Annotated in this window: 17 protein-coding genes and 1 tRNA gene; 16 read left to right on the forward strand and 2 right to left on the reverse strand. The window is 34.8% G+C overall.

All coding sequences use genetic code 11. The annotated features are described in order from the left end of the window. The first annotated feature begins 41 nt into the window (after positions 1 to 41). The 5 genes from pyrF (at position 42) to AN34_RS07355 (ending at position 4,805) form a co-directional block, all read left to right on the forward strand. Complete coding sequence (gene pyrF, locus AN34_RS07330) at positions 42 to 872, forward strand: orotidine-5'-phosphate decarboxylase (protein ID WP_029283815.1); 831 nt, start codon at positions 42 to 44, stop codon at positions 870 to 872. A gap of 141 nt (positions 873 to 1,013) precedes the next feature. Continuing rightward, the gene (locus AN34_RS07335) at positions 1,014 to 1,916 is read left to right on the forward strand and encodes a DMT family transporter (RefSeq protein ID WP_029283817.1); all 903 of its coding nucleotides are present in this window, start codon (positions 1,014 to 1,016) and stop codon (positions 1,914 to 1,916) included. Positions 1,917 to 2,544: 628 nt separating this feature from the next. Next, positions 2,545 to 3,831, forward strand: a complete 1,287-nt coding sequence (locus AN34_RS07345; protein ID WP_029283821.1) for a DUF2851 family protein — start codon at positions 2,545 to 2,547, stop codon at positions 3,829 to 3,831. A gap of 416 nt (positions 3,832 to 4,247) precedes the next feature. Further along, complete coding sequence (locus AN34_RS07350; protein WP_157263234.1) at positions 4,248 to 4,463, forward strand: hypothetical protein; 216 nt, start codon at positions 4,248 to 4,250, stop codon at positions 4,461 to 4,463. Positions 4,464 to 4,586: 123 nt separating this feature from the next. Beyond that, a complete protein-coding gene (locus AN34_RS07355) occupies positions 4,587 to 4,805 on the forward strand; it encodes a PspC family transcriptional regulator (RefSeq protein ID WP_029283825.1) in 219 nt (72 codons plus the stop codon). Positions 4,806 to 4,958: 153 nt separating this feature from the next. On the opposite strand, the gene AN34_RS07360 is transcribed toward AN34_RS07355, so the two are convergent. Beyond that, positions 4,959 to 5,615 (reverse strand): ankyrin repeat domain-containing protein, encoded by a 657-nt coding sequence (locus tag AN34_RS07360; RefSeq protein WP_029283827.1) that lies wholly within the window; start codon positions 5,613 to 5,615, stop codon positions 4,959 to 4,961. 331 nt (positions 5,616 to 5,946) lie between these two features. Here AN34_RS07360 and AN34_RS07365 point away from each other — a divergent pair, with 331 nt between their 5' ends. The 11 genes from AN34_RS07365 (at position 5,947) to AN34_RS07425 (ending at position 16,431) form a co-directional block, all read left to right on the forward strand. Continuing rightward, entirely contained in the window at positions 5,947 to 8,547 is a 2,601-nt protein-coding gene (locus AN34_RS07365; RefSeq protein ID WP_029283829.1) for a DNA translocase FtsK, read from the forward strand. Between the two features lie 61 nt (positions 8,548 to 8,608). Next, the gene (locus AN34_RS07370) at positions 8,609 to 9,259 is read left to right on the forward strand and encodes an outer membrane lipoprotein carrier protein LolA (protein ID WP_029283831.1); all 651 of its coding nucleotides are present in this window, start codon (positions 8,609 to 8,611) and stop codon (positions 9,257 to 9,259) included. 277 nt (positions 9,260 to 9,536) lie between these two features. Next, the gene (locus tag AN34_RS07375) at positions 9,537 to 10,439 is read left to right on the forward strand and encodes a right-handed parallel beta-helix repeat-containing protein (protein ID WP_029283833.1); all 903 of its coding nucleotides are present in this window, start codon (positions 9,537 to 9,539) and stop codon (positions 10,437 to 10,439) included. Positions 10,440 to 10,655: 216 nt separating this feature from the next. Further along, positions 10,656 to 10,928, forward strand: coding sequence for a hypothetical protein (locus tag AN34_RS07380; RefSeq protein ID WP_029283835.1), 273 nt, complete (start codon positions 10,656 to 10,658; stop codon positions 10,926 to 10,928). A 49-nt stretch (positions 10,929 to 10,977) separates the two neighbouring features. Beyond that, positions 10,978 to 11,742: an MBL fold metallo-hydrolase gene (locus AN34_RS07385; RefSeq protein WP_029283837.1), complete on the forward strand. Its 765-nt coding sequence runs from the start codon at positions 10,978 to 10,980 to the stop codon at positions 11,740 to 11,742. Between the two features lie 145 nt (positions 11,743 to 11,887). Continuing rightward, positions 11,888 to 11,971, forward strand: a tRNA-Leu gene (locus tag AN34_RS07390). A 159-nt stretch (positions 11,972 to 12,130) separates the two neighbouring features. Beyond that, positions 12,131 to 12,637, forward strand: a complete 507-nt coding sequence (locus AN34_RS07395; RefSeq protein WP_029283840.1) for a hypothetical protein — start codon at positions 12,131 to 12,133, stop codon at positions 12,635 to 12,637. A 17-nt stretch (positions 12,638 to 12,654) separates the two neighbouring features. Next, a complete protein-coding gene (locus tag AN34_RS07400) occupies positions 12,655 to 12,897 on the forward strand; it encodes a hypothetical protein (RefSeq protein ID WP_029283842.1) in 243 nt (80 codons plus the stop codon). Between the two features lie 741 nt (positions 12,898 to 13,638). Beyond that, a complete protein-coding gene (locus tag AN34_RS07410) occupies positions 13,639 to 14,613 on the forward strand; it encodes a hypothetical protein (RefSeq protein WP_029283846.1) in 975 nt (324 codons plus the stop codon). A gap of 790 nt (positions 14,614 to 15,403) precedes the next feature. Next, complete coding sequence (locus AN34_RS07420) at positions 15,404 to 15,679, forward strand: hypothetical protein (protein WP_029283848.1); 276 nt, start codon at positions 15,404 to 15,406, stop codon at positions 15,677 to 15,679. Beyond that, complete coding sequence (locus tag AN34_RS07425; RefSeq protein WP_029283849.1) at positions 15,676 to 16,431, forward strand: hypothetical protein; 756 nt, start codon at positions 15,676 to 15,678, stop codon at positions 16,429 to 16,431. The genes AN34_RS07420 and AN34_RS07425 overlap by 4 nt, the downstream gene beginning before the upstream one ends. Before the next feature lie 231 nt (positions 16,432 to 16,662). Here AN34_RS07425 and AN34_RS07430 read toward each other — a convergent pair whose 3' ends face one another. Further along, entirely contained in the window at positions 16,663 to 17,301 is a 639-nt protein-coding gene (locus tag AN34_RS07430) for a hypothetical protein (RefSeq protein ID WP_029283850.1), read from the reverse strand. Between the last annotated feature and the right edge of the window lie 417 nt (positions 17,302 to 17,718).

Consider the following 17,718-nt stretch of genomic DNA (forward strand, 5'->3'; position numbering starts at 1 on the left):
AATCCAGGAAAACATCATATTTGCAGCAAATAAGCACTTATATGACCAAGCAACAACTTTTTGAGCAGATCCAGAAAAAACGTTCTTTTTTATGTGTTGGGCTGGATTCTTCTCTAGATAAAATTCCTCAGCACTTATTAAAGTACGAAAATCCGATTTTGGAATTTAATAAGCAAATTATTGATGCAACAAAAGATTTATGTGTAGCTTATAAACCCAATACTGCTTTTTATGAGTGTTATGGTAAAAAAGGTTGGGAAACTTTAATTGAAACCTGGAAATACATACCCAAAGATATTTTTAGCATTGCCGATGCTAAACGTGGAGATATTGGGAATACTTCATCCATGTATGCTGAAACTTTCTTTAATGAAAAATCTTCAGAAATGAGTTTTGATTCGGTTACCGTTGCACCCTATATGGGAAGTGACTCCGTGATGCCATTTTTGACATTTAAGGATAAATGGGTTATTTTATTGGCCCTAACATCTAATTCCGGCCATTCAGATTTTCAGTTGCAGCAAATAGCAGAAGAAAGACTTTTTGAGAAAGTGATTAAAACCGCTCAACAATGGGCCACAGATGAGCAAATGATGTTCGTAGTGGGGGCCACACGTGGGGCCGCATTTGGAGATGTCCGTAAATTGGCACCAGATCATTTTCTTTTGGTACCAGGGGTTGGCGCACAAGGAGGAGATTTAAGAGAAGTTTGTAAATATGGACTAAATGCCCAATGCGGATTATTAATTAACTCATCACGCGGAATTATTTACGCCAGCCAAGGTATAAATTTCGCAGAAAAGGCAAGAGAAGAGGCTATTAAGTTACAGCAGGAAATGGAGGAAATTTTAGTGCAGGCTAATTTAGTTTAGTCATAAATCGACAAATTTTTCATTTCTGATACAGATCATACAGCATCATGTTTTGTTATGTATGATGCTCAATATTTTATAGCAAAGGTTCCCTATTTTTTGCGTAAAGCTCAACATCCTCTTGTTAATTTCAAACACACTATGAAGTCAAAAGTAGATTTAAAACTTATACTCGCCTTAATGGGAGTAGCATTAATTTGGGGAACCACTTATTTAGGGATTCGCGTAGCTGTATCATCAATTCCTGCGTGGTATGTAACCGCAATCCGCCAAACCATTGCTTCACTTATTATTCTGGTGATTCTGATTAAACAAAAGGAGCTCAAGTGGATTGGCTGGTCTGCTTTTAAGAGGCAAATTATACTTTCCATTTTAATGGTGGTTATTGCCAATGGATTAACAACTGTGGCAGAGAAAACCATTCCCAGTGGCTTAACCTCTTTAATTAATGCCACTTCACCATTACTGGTGTTTTTGGGCTGTGTGTTTCTAGGTATTCAAAAGCCAAGCCTTAAAGGTTTTATTGGTGTTTTTATTGGGTTTCTGGGGATCGTATTTATTTTTAGGGATGGAATTACAGATCTATTGGAACCAGGTTATCGAAACGGAATTATCGCGCTGGTTTTAGCGGTTACCGGCTGGACAATTGGAACTATTTATTCCAAAAAGCATAGTGGCAAACCTGAGTATATATTCCTGAATTTATTCTACCAGTTTGTTTTTTCGGCCATCGTTCAGTTGTGCTTAGCATTTATTTTTTCGGGTAAGGCAGAAGTAAGTACATGGAAAACAGAAAGTATTTTTGCAGCAGTTTACCTGGCTGTTTTTGGCTCTGTGCTGGCATTCTTTTGTTATCATTATGCGCTGAAAAGGGTAACTGCATCAGAAGTTTCTATTCTTACTTATTTTAATACCATTATTGCGATATTTTTGGGATGGTTGATTTTAAACGAAGAGGTTGGAATGGATTTGATTGTGGCTACAGCCCTGATTATTGCAGGTGTTTTTATCACCAATTATAAGAAGAAGGTAGAGGTGAATTAAAATTCTTATATTTATTACAAGATTTATTTATCAAGGCTAAACCATTTCCAGATATGAATTTTGAAACACTTGTAAAGCACGTTCTGTAACTATCTGATATTGAAAAAAGAAAGCTCAGATCAATTTTAAATGAGAATGAACTTTCAATAATTAATGAAGAAGCCGCATTGTATATAAAAGCATCAGCAAAAAATGTTGAATTTGACAAAAAATGGGATGGAAAGTCTCGATTCTAAGCAATTTAAAGATAAAGCCATTCAACATATTAATAGCTTACCTTGGAAATAATTGTAAAATATCATCCTACTGTTCAAAAATATTTTAACGAGCTAATCGAAGACCTTTTTTATGAAAATTATTTTCTTTACAAAGAAAGCGCTGAAGAATATATCACACATCTACTTTGGTTAGTCGAAAATAAGATAGACAGGAAAAAACATCACGCTCCTCCATCAATTACTCAGTATGGCAGCTTTACGCTAGCTTTTATATAAACCCTAAAACTACGTGGTATTTTATCTTTGAAAAAGAAGATGACAGATATCTCATCACTCACGTTTTTAATAATTATTCGCAGGAAGCAATTAATTTGTTTTAAAACTTACAAGAATATTTTTTATCTTCAAAAATGAATTTTTCTGAAGATTTCCTTCATTATGTTTGGCAATTTAAGTCGTTTGATCATTTCGACTTAAAAACAGCTGATGGACAAAATCTGAAAGTTATTTATCAAGGGTTTCTAAATAAAAATGCTGGCCCTGACTTTAACCAGGCTAAAATTGAGATAGCAAAAACTGTTTGGGTTGGAAATGTAGAAATCCACCTTAAATCGTCTGATTGGCTGAAGCATCACCATCAGACTGATATGGCTTATGAAAATGTGATACTGCATGTAGTTTATGAACACGATGTAGAAATTAGCAGGACGGATGGTTCAATCGTACCAGTGCTGATTTTAAAAAACAGAATTGCGAACGAGCTGATAGAGAAATATGAAAATCTTTATCTCTCGTTAAACGATTTTCCATGTGCTGCCCAGATCGGATCTGTAGATCAATTGATTATTAACACCTTTCTTTCCCGAACGTTAATCGAAAGATTTGAGCAAAAAACGCATTCGCTTTTCGAAAGTCTGGAGGAGACGAAGGGCAACTGGGATGAAATTTTTTATCAGTTTATAGCCAGGAATTTTGGTTTTAAAGTAAATGCTTTACCCTTTGAACTTCTCGCAAAGGCTATTCCTCAACAAATTTTTAGAAAACACAAAAATAATCAGCAGCAAATTGAGGCGCTGATATTCGGTACTGCGGGTTTTTTAAATCATCATTTTGAAGAAGAATATCCAAATCAGCTCAAATCAGAATTTAATTTTCTACAAAAAAAATATAAGATCAGGTCAATAGAAGTATCAAATTGGAAATTCATGAGGATGAGGCCACAAAATTTCCCTACCCTTCGCCTGGCCCAGTTTGCTGCATTGATTTTAAATTCAAATCACCTTTTTTCAAAAATTATAGAAATAAAGGATACTGGAGAATTACGTCACCTTTTCGAAAACTTGCCCGTTAATCCATATTGGAAAGAACATTATCACTTTCATAAAATGGCAATAGGTGTAAATACTCAGATTGGGAAAAAATCAGTTGAGAATATATTGCTCAATACGGTTGCACTATTTTTGTTTGCTTATGGAAAGCATACCGGAACGCAATCTTACATCAACAGGGCTATTATCCTATTGGAAAGTTTGCCAGCGGAAAAGAATGCCATCACAGATAAATTTATAGAGGCAGGAGTCGGAATTGATAGCGCTTTCTCTTCGCAAGCTATTTTGCAGCTAAAAAAGCACTATTGTGATCAGAAAAAATGTTTGTCGTGTGGTATTGGTATAAGGCTATTAAAATCTAAGCTTTGAGTAACCAGCATCTATCTGACTAATATACTTTCAATACATTCTTTGGTATATCCCTATCATCAATCAATTAAATGTAAAAATACTTTTTCATTTCCAAAATAGCACTGTCGCGAAAAGGTATATTTACCCTTTTATAAAATAATGTAACTAACAGAATACATAATACCTTATATTCGTGGTAGTTAGAATTAAATCAACGGGACGATTTAGATAACAAACCAATGCAGTACTGATCATATTGCATTTAACCTTAGACTAAAAATCAGGAATCTGGATGGATGCTGATAAACAGTTAAAGCCTTGCTGATGGTAGGGCTTTAACTGTTCTGTAAATGGGTCGGAAGATTAAAGATTCCGAAAACAGAAAATTAAAACAACGAAATCAAACTTTATGGATTAAAAGAGGTTTTATCATTATGGAATTCCCACACGAACTTAGAGAACATTTTCCGGATCAAATTATTGAAGTGAGAGGTAATGCTGATGCTTTAACCGTTATCTTAAATGCTAACGTAGATATTGAAAAGTTCAAAAATGAATTAAAAAAGAAATATGCACATTTAGATGAACAGCAAATTCTTTTTATTAAACATGAAAACAGGCAAGATTTTGAAAAGCTGATACTTAATTAAGCTATTATTTTAAAGGACTGAAACATTCATGCATTTTACTGATATATTATTCATAAATTAGAATTGGCATAATATTAATAGTGATTTATTGTTCTAGTGATTTAGATCTAAAATAAATTAAAAATGTTTCAAAGAATCATAACCTATTTTGAACAACAAAGTTTTGGTGTTTCTACTTATCTGGCCAATAAGCTGAACATGAGTACAGCGAAGGTTCGTTTGTTTTTTATTTATTCGTCATTTCTAGCCGTAGGCTTTCCAATATTAATTTATTTTCTAGCGGCAGTAGTTTTGGATATCCGGACTTACATCAAAAAGATAAGATTAAGGATCTGGGAATAAATGATATAAAACTTAGATTGTTCGGTGAGACACCAAAGAGTATGTTTTATATTATTGCTTAGAGCCTCACTAACCGAAAAACTTATACTTAAGTTAATATATTGATTATAAGGTTTTGTTCTGTTTTTTCATTCCCATTATTGAATTAGAGAATTAATCATCTTCTCTTAATATCTCTGCAATTTCATTAAAGCCTTTTTCCGCGGCCAAATCTGCAGGTAATTTTCCACCTTCCATCCTTAAGCCTACTTCGGCACCATGTTCCAGTAAAAGAATAATTAATTCAATATTTCCCAATTGTGCTGCGGTATGTAAAGGTGCCATGCCAGCTTTCTGACAAACATTGGGATAAGCACCAGCATCCAAAAGCATTTTACTTATTTTTATATTATTTGATGCCACCGCAGAATGTATTGGAAATACATGGAAGCCATTTTTTGAAGCAATGTTAACATCTGCACCTTTCATTACTAAAAATCTGGCTAAATCTTCATGTCCAAAATAGCAAGCCAGGCCTAAAGGAGTAAAGCCGTCTTCAGAGTACGTATTTATACTTCCTGGATTTTGAAAGATAAGTAAGCTGGCCGTATCAAATTTACCCACAGCACAAGCTTCAAACAAAGTTAAATCATCTGTAAATTCCAGAATCAAATCAGCAATTTGTTGCTTTTTATAATAACAAGCCAATAATAATGGCGAAATATGGTGTGAAGTATTTGTATTGGCTAATTGCGGGTGTTGAAGCAAAATTTCTTTTACAGCCTCAAAATCTCCTTTGTCAATTTGCTCTTCTAATTGTGCTATACTCATATAAGATGAATCTGATGTAAAAATTCATTTAAATTAAGAAAAAATAAGTAAATATCTAATTTGCCTGAATAAGGTTATTTTTTATTTAAAGATGAATTAATAAAAAAATCCTGTTCTAAACCAGATGATTAAAACAGGATAAAAACCTAAAACGGATCCGCTTCAAATGACAAAACGTACAACTTGTGTGTTGTTAATGTACTAGACAGGTTTTTTCGTTTAGGGTTTAACTTAGTACTAAATCTTTTATTTAATTGATGTGAAATTTAAAATCACGATAGATACAACTATATATTTTATATTTGTTCTTTAATTATTATTAGGATAGAAAATGGCGGTAAGGGGAAACCAGTTTAAAACCAATACATTCAGAGATAAAGGTGCTGAAAATGCATCAGGCAGGTCATCTTTCAATCGCCAGCCAAAAGAAAGAAGAGAGTATTTACCAAATTTCGATTTGCAGGATGGACGTGCTGTTAAAATTGCGGGCCTGTTTTTCGTCATTCTTTCCTTATACTTTTTAATTGCCTTTACCTCTTATTTATTTACCTGGCAAGATGACCAAAGTTATGTGATTGATGCTAATGGCGGTTGGGGGAATTTATTTAAAACGGCAGAAGAACTGAAAGATGCTGGCGTAACTACGCCCATTGTGCAAAACTGGCTTGGAAAATTCGGTGCTTTATTATCACATCAGTTTATTTATGAATGGTTCGGTATCGCTTCATTTTTATTTGTACTCGCCTTTTTTATTATTGGATATCGCTTATTATTTAAAGTAAAAATACTTTCTATCTCAAAAACGCTGGGTTATAGCTTTTTCTTTTTATTGTTTATCTCTTTAACGCTAGGGTTTGCGCATAGTTTTTGGGCAGAATCTCCACATTATGTAGAAGGCGAATTTGGTTACTGGAGTAATAAGCTATTGGCTGCACAAATTGGTGCTGCAGGCGTGGCGGGTTTAATTGCTTTTGCTGGATTAACCATATTAATTATTGCCTATAACATTGATTTTAAATTTCCGGAGCGTAAAGAAAAAGAAGTATACCTGGATAATGAAACACCTGATTTCGTAAATGAGGTAAGAGAACAATTTGCAAACAAAAGAGCATCAGCTGAAGAATTTTCGGCACCGGTTGAATTACCTGTAAGGGAAAAACCGCTTTCATCAGGCGATAGAAAACAGCAGAATATCGTTTTACAACCCAGCAGATTTGAGCATCAGGAAATTGAAGAAACGGTGATTGCTCCGGTAGTATTATCACCAATGGCAACCAATTTACCTATTGTAAGTTCCGTTGCAGAATCAATGCCTTTAACTGTAGAGCCTGTAATAGAAGAAGAAAAAGAACCTGTTTTTACTATTGAAAAAACCGAAGAGGACAAAAAATCGGAGGATTTAGTTGAGCAGTTCGGTAATTACGACGAAAAATTAGATCTGTCAGGTTATAAGTATCCAACAGTAGATTTATTGGAAAATTACGGCACCAATAAAATTTCTGTCAATGCAGAAGAACTTGAAGCTAATAAAAATAAGATTGTAGAAACCCTTAATCATTATAATATTGAGATTGATAAGATTAAGGCTACCATTGGTCCAACGGTTACACTTTATGAAATTATTCCGGCGCCGGGTGTTCGGATTTCGAAGATCAAAAATCTGGAAGATGACATTGCGCTTTCTTTAGCAGCCCTAGGTATCCGGATTATTGCACCAATGCCAGGAAAAGGAACCATTGGGATCGAAGTTCCAAATCAGCACCCTGAAATGGTGCCAATGCGCAGCATTTTAAATACAGAAAAATGGACTTCCAACACCATGGATTTACCAATTGCATTAGGTAAAACCATCAGCAATGAAGTGTTTATTGCAGATTTAGCTAAAATGCCTCACTTGCTGGTTGCAGGTGCTACCGGTCAGGGTAAATCGGTAGGGATTAATTCAATTCTGGTTTCCCTGCTATTTAAAAAGCACCCGGCACAGTTAAAATTTGTACTGGTTGATCCAAAAAAGGTAGAATTAACTTTATTTAACAGGATTGAGCGCCACTTCCTGGCAAAGTTACCTGGAGAGGCCGATGCCATTATCACGGATACCAAAAAGGTTGTTAATACCTTAAACTCCCTTTGTATTGAGATGGATCAGCGTTACGATTTATTGAAAGATGCACAGGTTCGAAATCTTAAAGAGTATAATGATAAATTCATCAAACGGAAGTTAAATCCAAATAACGGACATCGCTTTTTACCTTTCATCGTATTGGTAGTGGATGAGTTTGCCGATTTAATGATGACAGCCGGTAAGGAAGTTGAAGCACCAATTGCCCGTTTAGCACAATTGGCCCGAGCCATCGGAATTCACCTGGTTTTGGCTACTCAACGTCCATCAGTAAATATTATTACAGGTACCATCAAGGCCAATTTCCCGGCCAGGCTGGCCTTTAGGGTTTTATCTAAGATTGACTCGCGTACCATTTTGGATAGTGGCGGTGCAGACCAATTGATTGGTAGAGGTGATATGCTTTTATCAACAGGAAGCGACTTAATCCGCCTACAGTGTGCGTTCGTTGATACACCTGAGGTAGACCGGATTTCTGAATTTATCGGTAACCAACGTGGTTATGCCGATGCTTATCAACTTCCTGAATATATTGATGAGGCGGGAGAGGGTAGCAAGGCTGATTTTGATCCCAATGAACGAGATAAGCACTTTGAAGATGCTGCAAGACTAATTGTAATGCATCAACAAGGTTCTACATCGCTAATTCAGCGTAAACTTAAATTGGGTTATAACCGTGCAGGTCGGATTATTGATCAATTGGAAGCCGCGGGTATTGTAGGCCCTTTTGAAGGAAGTAAAGCCCGTGAGGTTTTATATCCTGATGAATATTCTTTGGAACAATTCTTGAATGATATGAAGAGCAAAGATTAGATTAAACCAATCGTAAAAAATCTACTCTTACCTTTCCAATTAGAATTTAAAAAACACAAAAATGAAGAAATTAATTTCAGCGGTAATGGTTATTGTTGCTTTTTCAACATCAACCTATGCGCAGACTGATGCAAAGGCTAAAGCAATTTTAGCAGAAGTAAGTAAAAAATATAAATCTTACAATGTTGTTAAAACAGATTTTTCATTCACTTTAGATAATCCTAAGGCTAAAGTTAAAGAAACACAACAAGGTACATTATATGTTAAAGCCAATTCAAATAAATATAAAGTGGCGATGACCAATCAGGAATTATTCAGCGATGGTAAAAGCCAGTGGACTTATCTAAAAAAAGATAAAGAAGTTCAGGTAAGCAATGTAGATAACAGTAGTGATGCCATTAATCCTGCTAAAATCTTTACCGTTTATGAAAAAGGTTTCAAATACATTTACACTGGTGAACAAAAAGCAGGGGCAAAAACTTATCAAATGATAGACTTAACACCTGTTGATACTAAAAAATCAATTTTTAAGGTTCGTTTAAGTATTGATAAAGCAGCTAAGCAAATTGCGAATGTTGTTTTATTTGATAAAAACGGAAACAAATACACTTACAATGTAAAAACCTTTTCGCCTAACGTAAACATTCCAGAAACTACTTTTGCTTTCGATGCTAAGAAATATCCTGGGGTTGAAGTGGTAGATTTAAGATAATAGATAACACATAGAGCGCATTATTTCAGTGCTGCTCATATAAAAAGCGATTTAATCAGGATGTTTCCTGTTAAATCGCTTTTTCTTTTTATAATCTGTTCATTCATCTGTATTCTCTTTGGCCTATAATTGAGTATATCGGGTATTTCAATTTTGTAATTTTAGTTATTTTTTTTGTTACGGGAACGATTGCATAGATATATATGATTTATTATACATTATTGTAGTTAAATAATTAATTTCATAACTATTAATAACCAAATATAAATCTAAAATCATGAAAAAGAACTCAGGTATTCTCGTACTCGGGATGGCTATTGCATTGTTCGGATGCAAGAAAGACAAAACCACTATTGCTGAAGTTACAGATGGTCAATCTATCGTTCAGCCAAACAAATCAGGACTTGCAGCCGCAGCTGTAAGTTCAACAGTAACCTCTGAGGCTGCTTTAAAATCAGCCATAGCAAATGCGCAACCAGGCGACGTCATTACGGTGAGTGGCACGATCTATCTAACGAGCACACTTCAATTGTTGAAAAACGGTACATCAAGTTCCAAGATTAATTTTACCGGAGGCATACTGGATTGTTCAGGAATTTCTGGTGCCAACTGGGGTGTTAAGGTAAATGGGAGTTATTGGAATATTACCAATATGACCATTAGAAATGCACCCGACTGTGGTATTGTGTTCCAAACAGGCGGTTACAACTATGTAAATAAGGTGACTACCTACGGCAATAAGGATTCTGGATTACAAATTTACAATGGCGGACACCACAATAGCATTAACAACTCTACCTCATATGATAATTATGATGTGGCCAATGGTGGTGAAAATGCAGATGGATATGCTTGTAAATTGTCTGCCGGTGCTGGTAATCAGTTTAATTCCTGCAATGCCTACCATAATTCTGATGATGGCTGGGATTTATACGGACAGCCTTATACGGTGGTGATGAACAATTGTACAGCCACCAATAATGGTTATGGTACCAATGGAGATGGAAATGGTTTCAAGTTGGGTAGTGCCGGACAAAATGTTGCACATACCGTTACCAATTGTACAGCCAGCAATAACAAAGGAAGTGGTTATGATGGAAATGGAAACACAGGGCACATTACCACTACGGGCAGCGGTGGCTCTGGTAATGTAAAAGGACTTTTTAACCGAATTAATTAAAATCGCGCTCTTTCTTAAAGGTTCAGTTGGAAACAGCTGAACCTTTTTGTATTAAGGTGATTTAATTTTTGTGAAGCAGAGGCATTAATTTTTCTTTTAGCCATCGGATAAATATCGGCTATTTCTCGTATTCATTTGATGACTATTCCCGCATTTGGTAAAAAAAATCCAGCTCGTCTTTATGAATGATCCACAGATTTCTCTAAGTTTGTTCCAATGTCGCTGCCCTTAACCAATCATTCGTTAGAGAAATTAGAACAATTGCTTTTGGCGATGGGTTTTAAAGTTCGTTATGAGAAGGGGAACTTTAAAACAGGTGCTTGCCTGCTTGAGCACAATAGGGTTATTGTGGTGAATAAGTTTTCAAATTTAGAAGGTAAAATTGCGGCATTGGTTGCGTTGATTAAGCAAACCAGTCCGGATGAAAACCTTTTAGATGATAAGCAAAGACAGTTTTTTCATTCTTTACAACAAATGGAGTTATTTTGATCACTATAGGAAGAGCAAATTACATATTAGAAAAGGAGGGATTTTTACAATGAAGATCACTTTCTTAGGGACGGGTACCTCACAAGGTGTCCCGGTAATTGCCTGTAATTGCGAAGTTTGTTTGTCTACAGATAGAAAAAACAATCGGTTGAGAACCTCCATTTTAGTAGAATTGGCTGATAAAACTATTGTAGTAGATAGCGGACCGGATTTTCGATACCAGCTTTTGCGAGCACAAGTAAAAGACCTTGACGCGGTGCTGTTTACCCATGAACATAAAGATCATATTGCTGGTTTAGATGATATTCGTCCTTTTAATTATCTGCTTCAAAAAGTGATCGATGTGTATGCTACAGACCGGGTTCAAATTGCTTTAAAGCGTGAGTTCTATTATATTTTTGCAGATACAAAGTACCATGGTTTACCTCAAATTAACCTGCATACCGTAACTAATGGAGAAAATTTTCAGATAGGTGAAAATACGATTATTCCTTTTGAAGTGATGCACCATCTATTGCCCATCACGGGCTATCGCATAGGTGATTTTACTTATATTACAGACGCTAAAACCATTTCTGATCAATCTTTTGAGCAAATAAAAGGAACCAAAGTACTGGTTATTAATGCACTGCAAAGAGAACCACATATATCTCACTTTACTTTAAATGAAGCCATTGCCTTTGCAGAAAAGGTTGGGGCAGAAACCACGTACATTACACACATCAGTCATAATTTAGGTTTGCATGAAGAAGTTGAAAAGGAATTGCCCGCCAACATCAGATTGGCTTATGATGGTTTGAAAATTGAATTGTAGGAACTGTTTATTTGCAGGTTTAAATAATTTTCTGATTCCTATTTCTAACGTGCAAAATTAAATTATATTTGCATCATAAACCCAGGTGGCGATCCCGATAGCTATCGGGATGGTAGATGCCTTCGGGAATGATTAAATAGTAAATACCCAGGTGGCGAAATTGGTAGACGCACCAGCTTGAGGGGCTGGCGCCTGTATGGGTGTGGGAGTTCGAATCTCCTCTTGGGTACTTTGTACAGTTAACGCCTTGTAAAATATAAACTTACATGGCGTTTTTAGTTTTAGTATGTATTTTGATATACAGACAAGTAGCAATAGTTGAATTAAAACTTCTAAAAAATTTGCTTTCGATATATTTTAAATTACTTTTGTTATATAATGCTCTCAAATGACCAAGAAAAACCGAAATATGTATCATACTCAAGGGTACAGCAAACCTCCACTAACTGAGCCCTTATTATGCGAAAGAGACGATGCCTGGCTTGGAAACGGATATTATTTCTGGGATACAGAAGATGACGCGCTATGGTGGGGATCAACAGCTAAGAAAACATATACCGGCTTTTCAGTTTATATTGCTGACATTGACACGGAAAACGTACTCGATACGGTTTTCAATGAAGAACACTATAATTTTTGGTTAAAGCAAATTGACAAAGCCATAAACTCAATTTATAAAAAATCTACTAAGAAACCTGGTATTCAAGATATAAATGAATATATTATGTCAAGAGGTGGTTGGAGTCAGTGGGTAACCGGTATCATGTTTCAAGATTTACCTTCAAATGAAACAATTTCAAAAGTTACTGGTTTTTATTACAAAAAGAGGATACAGCTAGCTGCCTTCGATTTAAAAATAATTAATAACTTTGCACACCATTACGATAGTAAGTAATTAATAATAGAAACAAAATGCTCAATTTACAACAATTAGAAGACTCTCTAGATAAAGCCTTAGATGCGGAGACCTATGAGTCACTTAACGAGTGGTTTCAAGAACGTGATAAACAAAAGATCAAGGATTTTATTGGGGTTCAGGGATATCTTTCAAACCTACAATCAATCCAGAAAAGTAAAGGAACAATATCGGTTGAACCTAAATATATTCAAGAGGTAGAAGTAGTATTTTCATCTTTTCATGGTCTCGCGGCATAATGGCGGTAAAAAGACAAGAGAATTTAAAATTTAGGGATGTAAGATTTATATCCCTAAACTATTCCTGCTCTAAACCATTTGATGACGAGGAAATAAATCTAGATATTACTCCCTATTTATTTGTTCATAAAGATTCAAAAGAATTTGATGTTATTATGAATATAACTGTTGAAGCAGAAGATTCCTTCACTATTACAACAACAGCAATTGGCAACTTTCAATAAGCGATGATGCAAGCGATGATTACCGACAAAAGTTTATGCATATAAACGCTCCTGCGATAATGTTCCCATATGTTCGTGCTTTTTTATCAACTATTACATCCAGCTTTGGGAAAGCCACCGGAACTATAATAATTCCAGCTCAAACGTTCACTGGAGAATTAGATATAATTAATTTAGAGTCAAAAAATCAGGACAAGTTTCTAAACTCTTAAAAAACTAAGCCACCTAATAAGTTGGCTTTTTTGATTTATAGCTTTTTGCTATATCTCATTATTGAAAATCAACTGCCAAAATCCGAAGATTGGGAACTATTTTTCACTATAAATAACCCCGATTACAAACAGTTTCGATTGATTGAATTACATATCAAAAAAATGAAATTGTAATTTATATTAAAAACTTAAAGCAATATACTGAGCTGGTAGCTAAACTTATATACTTGCTAAGAGGTGTTCTCTAAATGAAATATTATTCATACATTGAACAAATTAAATTGACCGATCAATAATCTCTCACCATGTCTACAAGCCCTAGACCAGTACCAACACATCTTGTAAAATGCCATTTGCATACATTAAAATTTGTACCTTATAACGGCGTTGAGAAGTCTAATGCTGATATTTTAATCGAAGCTATTACCTTTTTGAATAATGAGAAACTTGAGGGCAAGGCATTTTTAGTAGATAAAAATAAGAATAGGGATGGTGAAGAACCAAGAGAATTATTCATGCATGTCGCATACAGGATTCCAGCAAAGCGAATTATAAGATGTTCGTTAGCGCTTATCCGTGGTGGCAAAGTTCCAATGCTTAAACCAAAAGATACCTACGAATTGGTTCCTTTTAATAAAACTGATGGCACACTCACTGAACTGACAAATTTTTTTATAGATTTTAACCGCAGCCCTGCAGTTGTATGTGTAGAATATAACCACAATGGTCCCAGGATAACTGACATAGAGTTCTATTTTAGACAAATAGCATATAAGGTCTTACGCATTGCAAAAACAACGACTGTTACTCAGTTAATGCGTATAAGGATCGATGAGGCTATAAGTTCATTAAAAAACGTGTTGAATTTCGACATAAAAATGAGGCCTAAAAATGTAACATACCTCGATAATGAAATCAAAGGATATGTCAGTGAATTTGCAACCATAGGGCAAAAACTGCAGCCAAATTTTATTCGTGTTGAAGCTTTGTTTCAAACACCGGGTGGAAAGATAATCAGTGATGAACTCAATGTTAAAGCAAACAATATGTTTATGACTTTTCTTAAAAAGTTCAAGTCAAACCCCGAAAACATATCCCAATTTGAGAATTTTGAGGTTAAATTTGTCAACACAGATGGAGAGGATGACGTGTTCAATTTAATTAAAGGGAAGGCTGAGCTACTTGTGGAAATTGAAAGTTTAAAACAGCTTACAGCTAAAGAGTGGTATGAATTGATAGAAGAAAAATATGCCGATTTTATTGAAGTTTATTACAAATGATAAATAAATACTTTAATCGGCCAATACTGTATGACTATAGCCTAGCCTTAGTTATTGCTTTCATAACTTTTATGGTTTATACTCGGCTAAAGTTCTCATTGCCTAAAATGGATACGTTGGTGGCACTAGCTACTGATTTATCCACAGTGTCACTAACTTTTGCGGGTTTCGTGCTTACCCTATTAACTGTGATTATAACTTTTAAACTTAGTGCAAAGGTTCCTGCGAATGCTGATGAGAATGAAAGTATTTCATTGTTTGATTTGTTTTTCTCTACCGCCTTGTATCCAATGACTGTCAGATTGCTGAAGGGATGTATCAAATCCCTAGGATTCATTTCACTGTTAGGATATATCCTCAAGTTATTTTTACTCCAGAAATATCTAATTTATTTGTTTTCATTTGATATAATAGCGTTAGTGATAATTACTTTAACTTTCGTAAGAAGCCTTTTAATTCTTGGGCTTATAACTGGCCTACAAAGACAATAACTTTTAAAGGCAACCATACCATTGATGTTGGAGTTCTAAGCATCAATCTAAGGGGAACTGTTTCACGGCCAATAATCATCGAGATCGATCTGGTTCAGAAGGTTAAGAGTAAACATGATTAACCCTAAAATTTTTACGCTGGATTTTGTATCATAGCCGAGCAGATTAGGCTAAATGGTGATAAAAATTAATAGCCTAAACTACTTTAATGCTCTGATCGGTGCAAGTTTATTAAGTTGGCATGGTTGCAGGGCGATAGAAATATGTTGTATATTCGAGGAGATTAATCTCTTAAAACTATGAGTGAAATACAAAACCTATCTTTCAGTATGGAAGATCCCAATTATGAAGCTTTTAAGAAAAAAGTTGACGGACTCAACGAAAAATACTGCTTTTGGTTAGCTAAACATGATGATATAATAACCGGCACAGCTCCGGCAGACTTACATAATTATTATTTTATTCACGCCAGTAATGGCAGAGTAACCTTTAATGTTTTGCATATGGAAGATTTTCCCAGAGATATACAGCAGGATTTAAAATATGCTTTTAACACTTGTTATAAAAGTAAATGAAAAAGTTTCTTGATAATATTGCTACCTGGGCAACGGTCATATCTGCTGTCTTTTTAATATTAGGTTTACTGAGAGCAATATTTTATTTTTCGCCATTTGGAATCCCCATTCTCACATTTATAGATCTTAGTGAGGTTTTTACAACCTGGTTTACCCAAATAATTTATGTGCTTCTGATTTGCTCTGTAATATCTGTGCTATATCCAGTCCTAAAATATGCAAATATCAGCCCCACAAGTTACTTCGTGTATTATTATTTTGTCGTTTACATAACTCACATAGTTTCCTTGGGTTATCTTTATTTTGATCTTCTCAGAAATGTTTTTGGTAATTATTCAGAAGAATGGCTACATTATACTCGTTTTAATTACTCGATATTGTTTGTGATATCTATGATTTTCGGGTTCGGAAGCTTAAGTGGAATTTGGGATGTAATAAAGGTATTACGCAAAAAACAAATTAATCTGGAATTTAATAGAGTACGTGGTTACACTGTAGTAACCCTATTGGTAATTTCTGGGTTTATATGGAGTATAACACTGCCAATTGCTATCGAAATGACGACTAAGGATTACATTCAAGTTAAATTATATGGGAAAAGTGATACTATCACTACAAACGACACTTTAAGGTATTTAGGAAAGACTAGAAATTACATTTTTCTTTGGGATAAAAAAAAGCGAGTGGCAGAAATATACAAATCTGATGATTTTGACAGAATTACATTTGGTACGTATGATTTTAAAAATTAGCACGTAAAAATGTGTGTTAATATTAATAATTAGTTTATTAATGTTTTAAAGAGCTGTTTTATACCCTTCTAAAGTATGAGCCATTAGAATTTTTATTGAATTTGTTAAATCGTTAATGCCTTAGTAGGTAACATGTTAAATGTACCGCCCAGGAGGTAATTGAATTTTAGCACATTTTAAGCCCTCACCATCCGCAAGGGCTTAAATTTAATTTGTCAATTTCATTTTACCTCACTCAAAACTTCCCTTCCCATCAGCAACATAACTGTAAATCACTATATATTCAATGCCATTCTTTTGGAAATGCCCGATAGGAATATCACCTTTTTCAAAGTAAGCAAATTTACTTTCGAAAGGAATGCCGCAAAGAATCGTATTCGGTTCAATTTGATGATAAATTACATCATTTCTACTGTTTGCAATGGCCATCAATACTGATAAACTTTTGCCCGATCCTTTTTGGTTATATTTTGGATGATGCGGGTGTTGATTGGCTGATACCCAAGAACCATGCGCCATTGGTTTATAAAATTTGCCTAAAGGGATATCGAACCTGCGTGGCAAAAAACAAGAGGCTATTGTTCCATTGGTGGTGATGGTTCCGGTTTCTATAAAGAAATGGCTTATTTTAATCCAATGCCTGGTGAGCTGATACACATATTCTCTAATGGAATTTTGCCCATCCTCTAAAAATTCTGTCCAGCCGGTATATCGTGGCAAAGTCATCAAAATTTCAGAAACATGGCCATCAATATGATGTAAGGTAGCCTTCACTGCACAAATTGCAGGTAATACAATCATGTTGGCTGTTTCAGCTGCAACCTGAGCAGGGAGCTGTGTGTTTTGGTTTTTACAATTGTTGTTTCGCATAACATTGTTAAAAAGATCCTGGGTGCTGCGAAACAACAATAAACTCTTTTCAGAGAAAATTTAGATACGGTGCCAAACCGCTCACCCAGGAATATTGTTAAAAATTGATTTGCTTACTTAATTGCTTCTCTGTCTAAGTTGAAAATTCTGTTTATTATTATTTCGCATAGGCAATTTAGAAACAATATCTTAAATCACAAAGAAAAATTTAATTATTAAATGGGTTGCAAACTGCCGATTCGATTATTGAAAAATAAAGTTGTAAGTAGCAGGATCACTGGCATGAAAGATTGCTTCGCCGTTTCTCCATGCAATTATGATAGATTTTTACAATCTGTTATTGCTAATTTATTTAAGGGTCTATCTATTTACTAAAGGGTGCCGAATCAAGTTCAGCAGAATGAAGGATTGCAATTA

The sequence above is a fragment of the Pedobacter sp. R20-19 genome, from assembly GCF_000708265.2.
Lineage (GTDB): Bacteria > Bacteroidota > Bacteroidia > Sphingobacteriales > Sphingobacteriaceae > Pedobacter.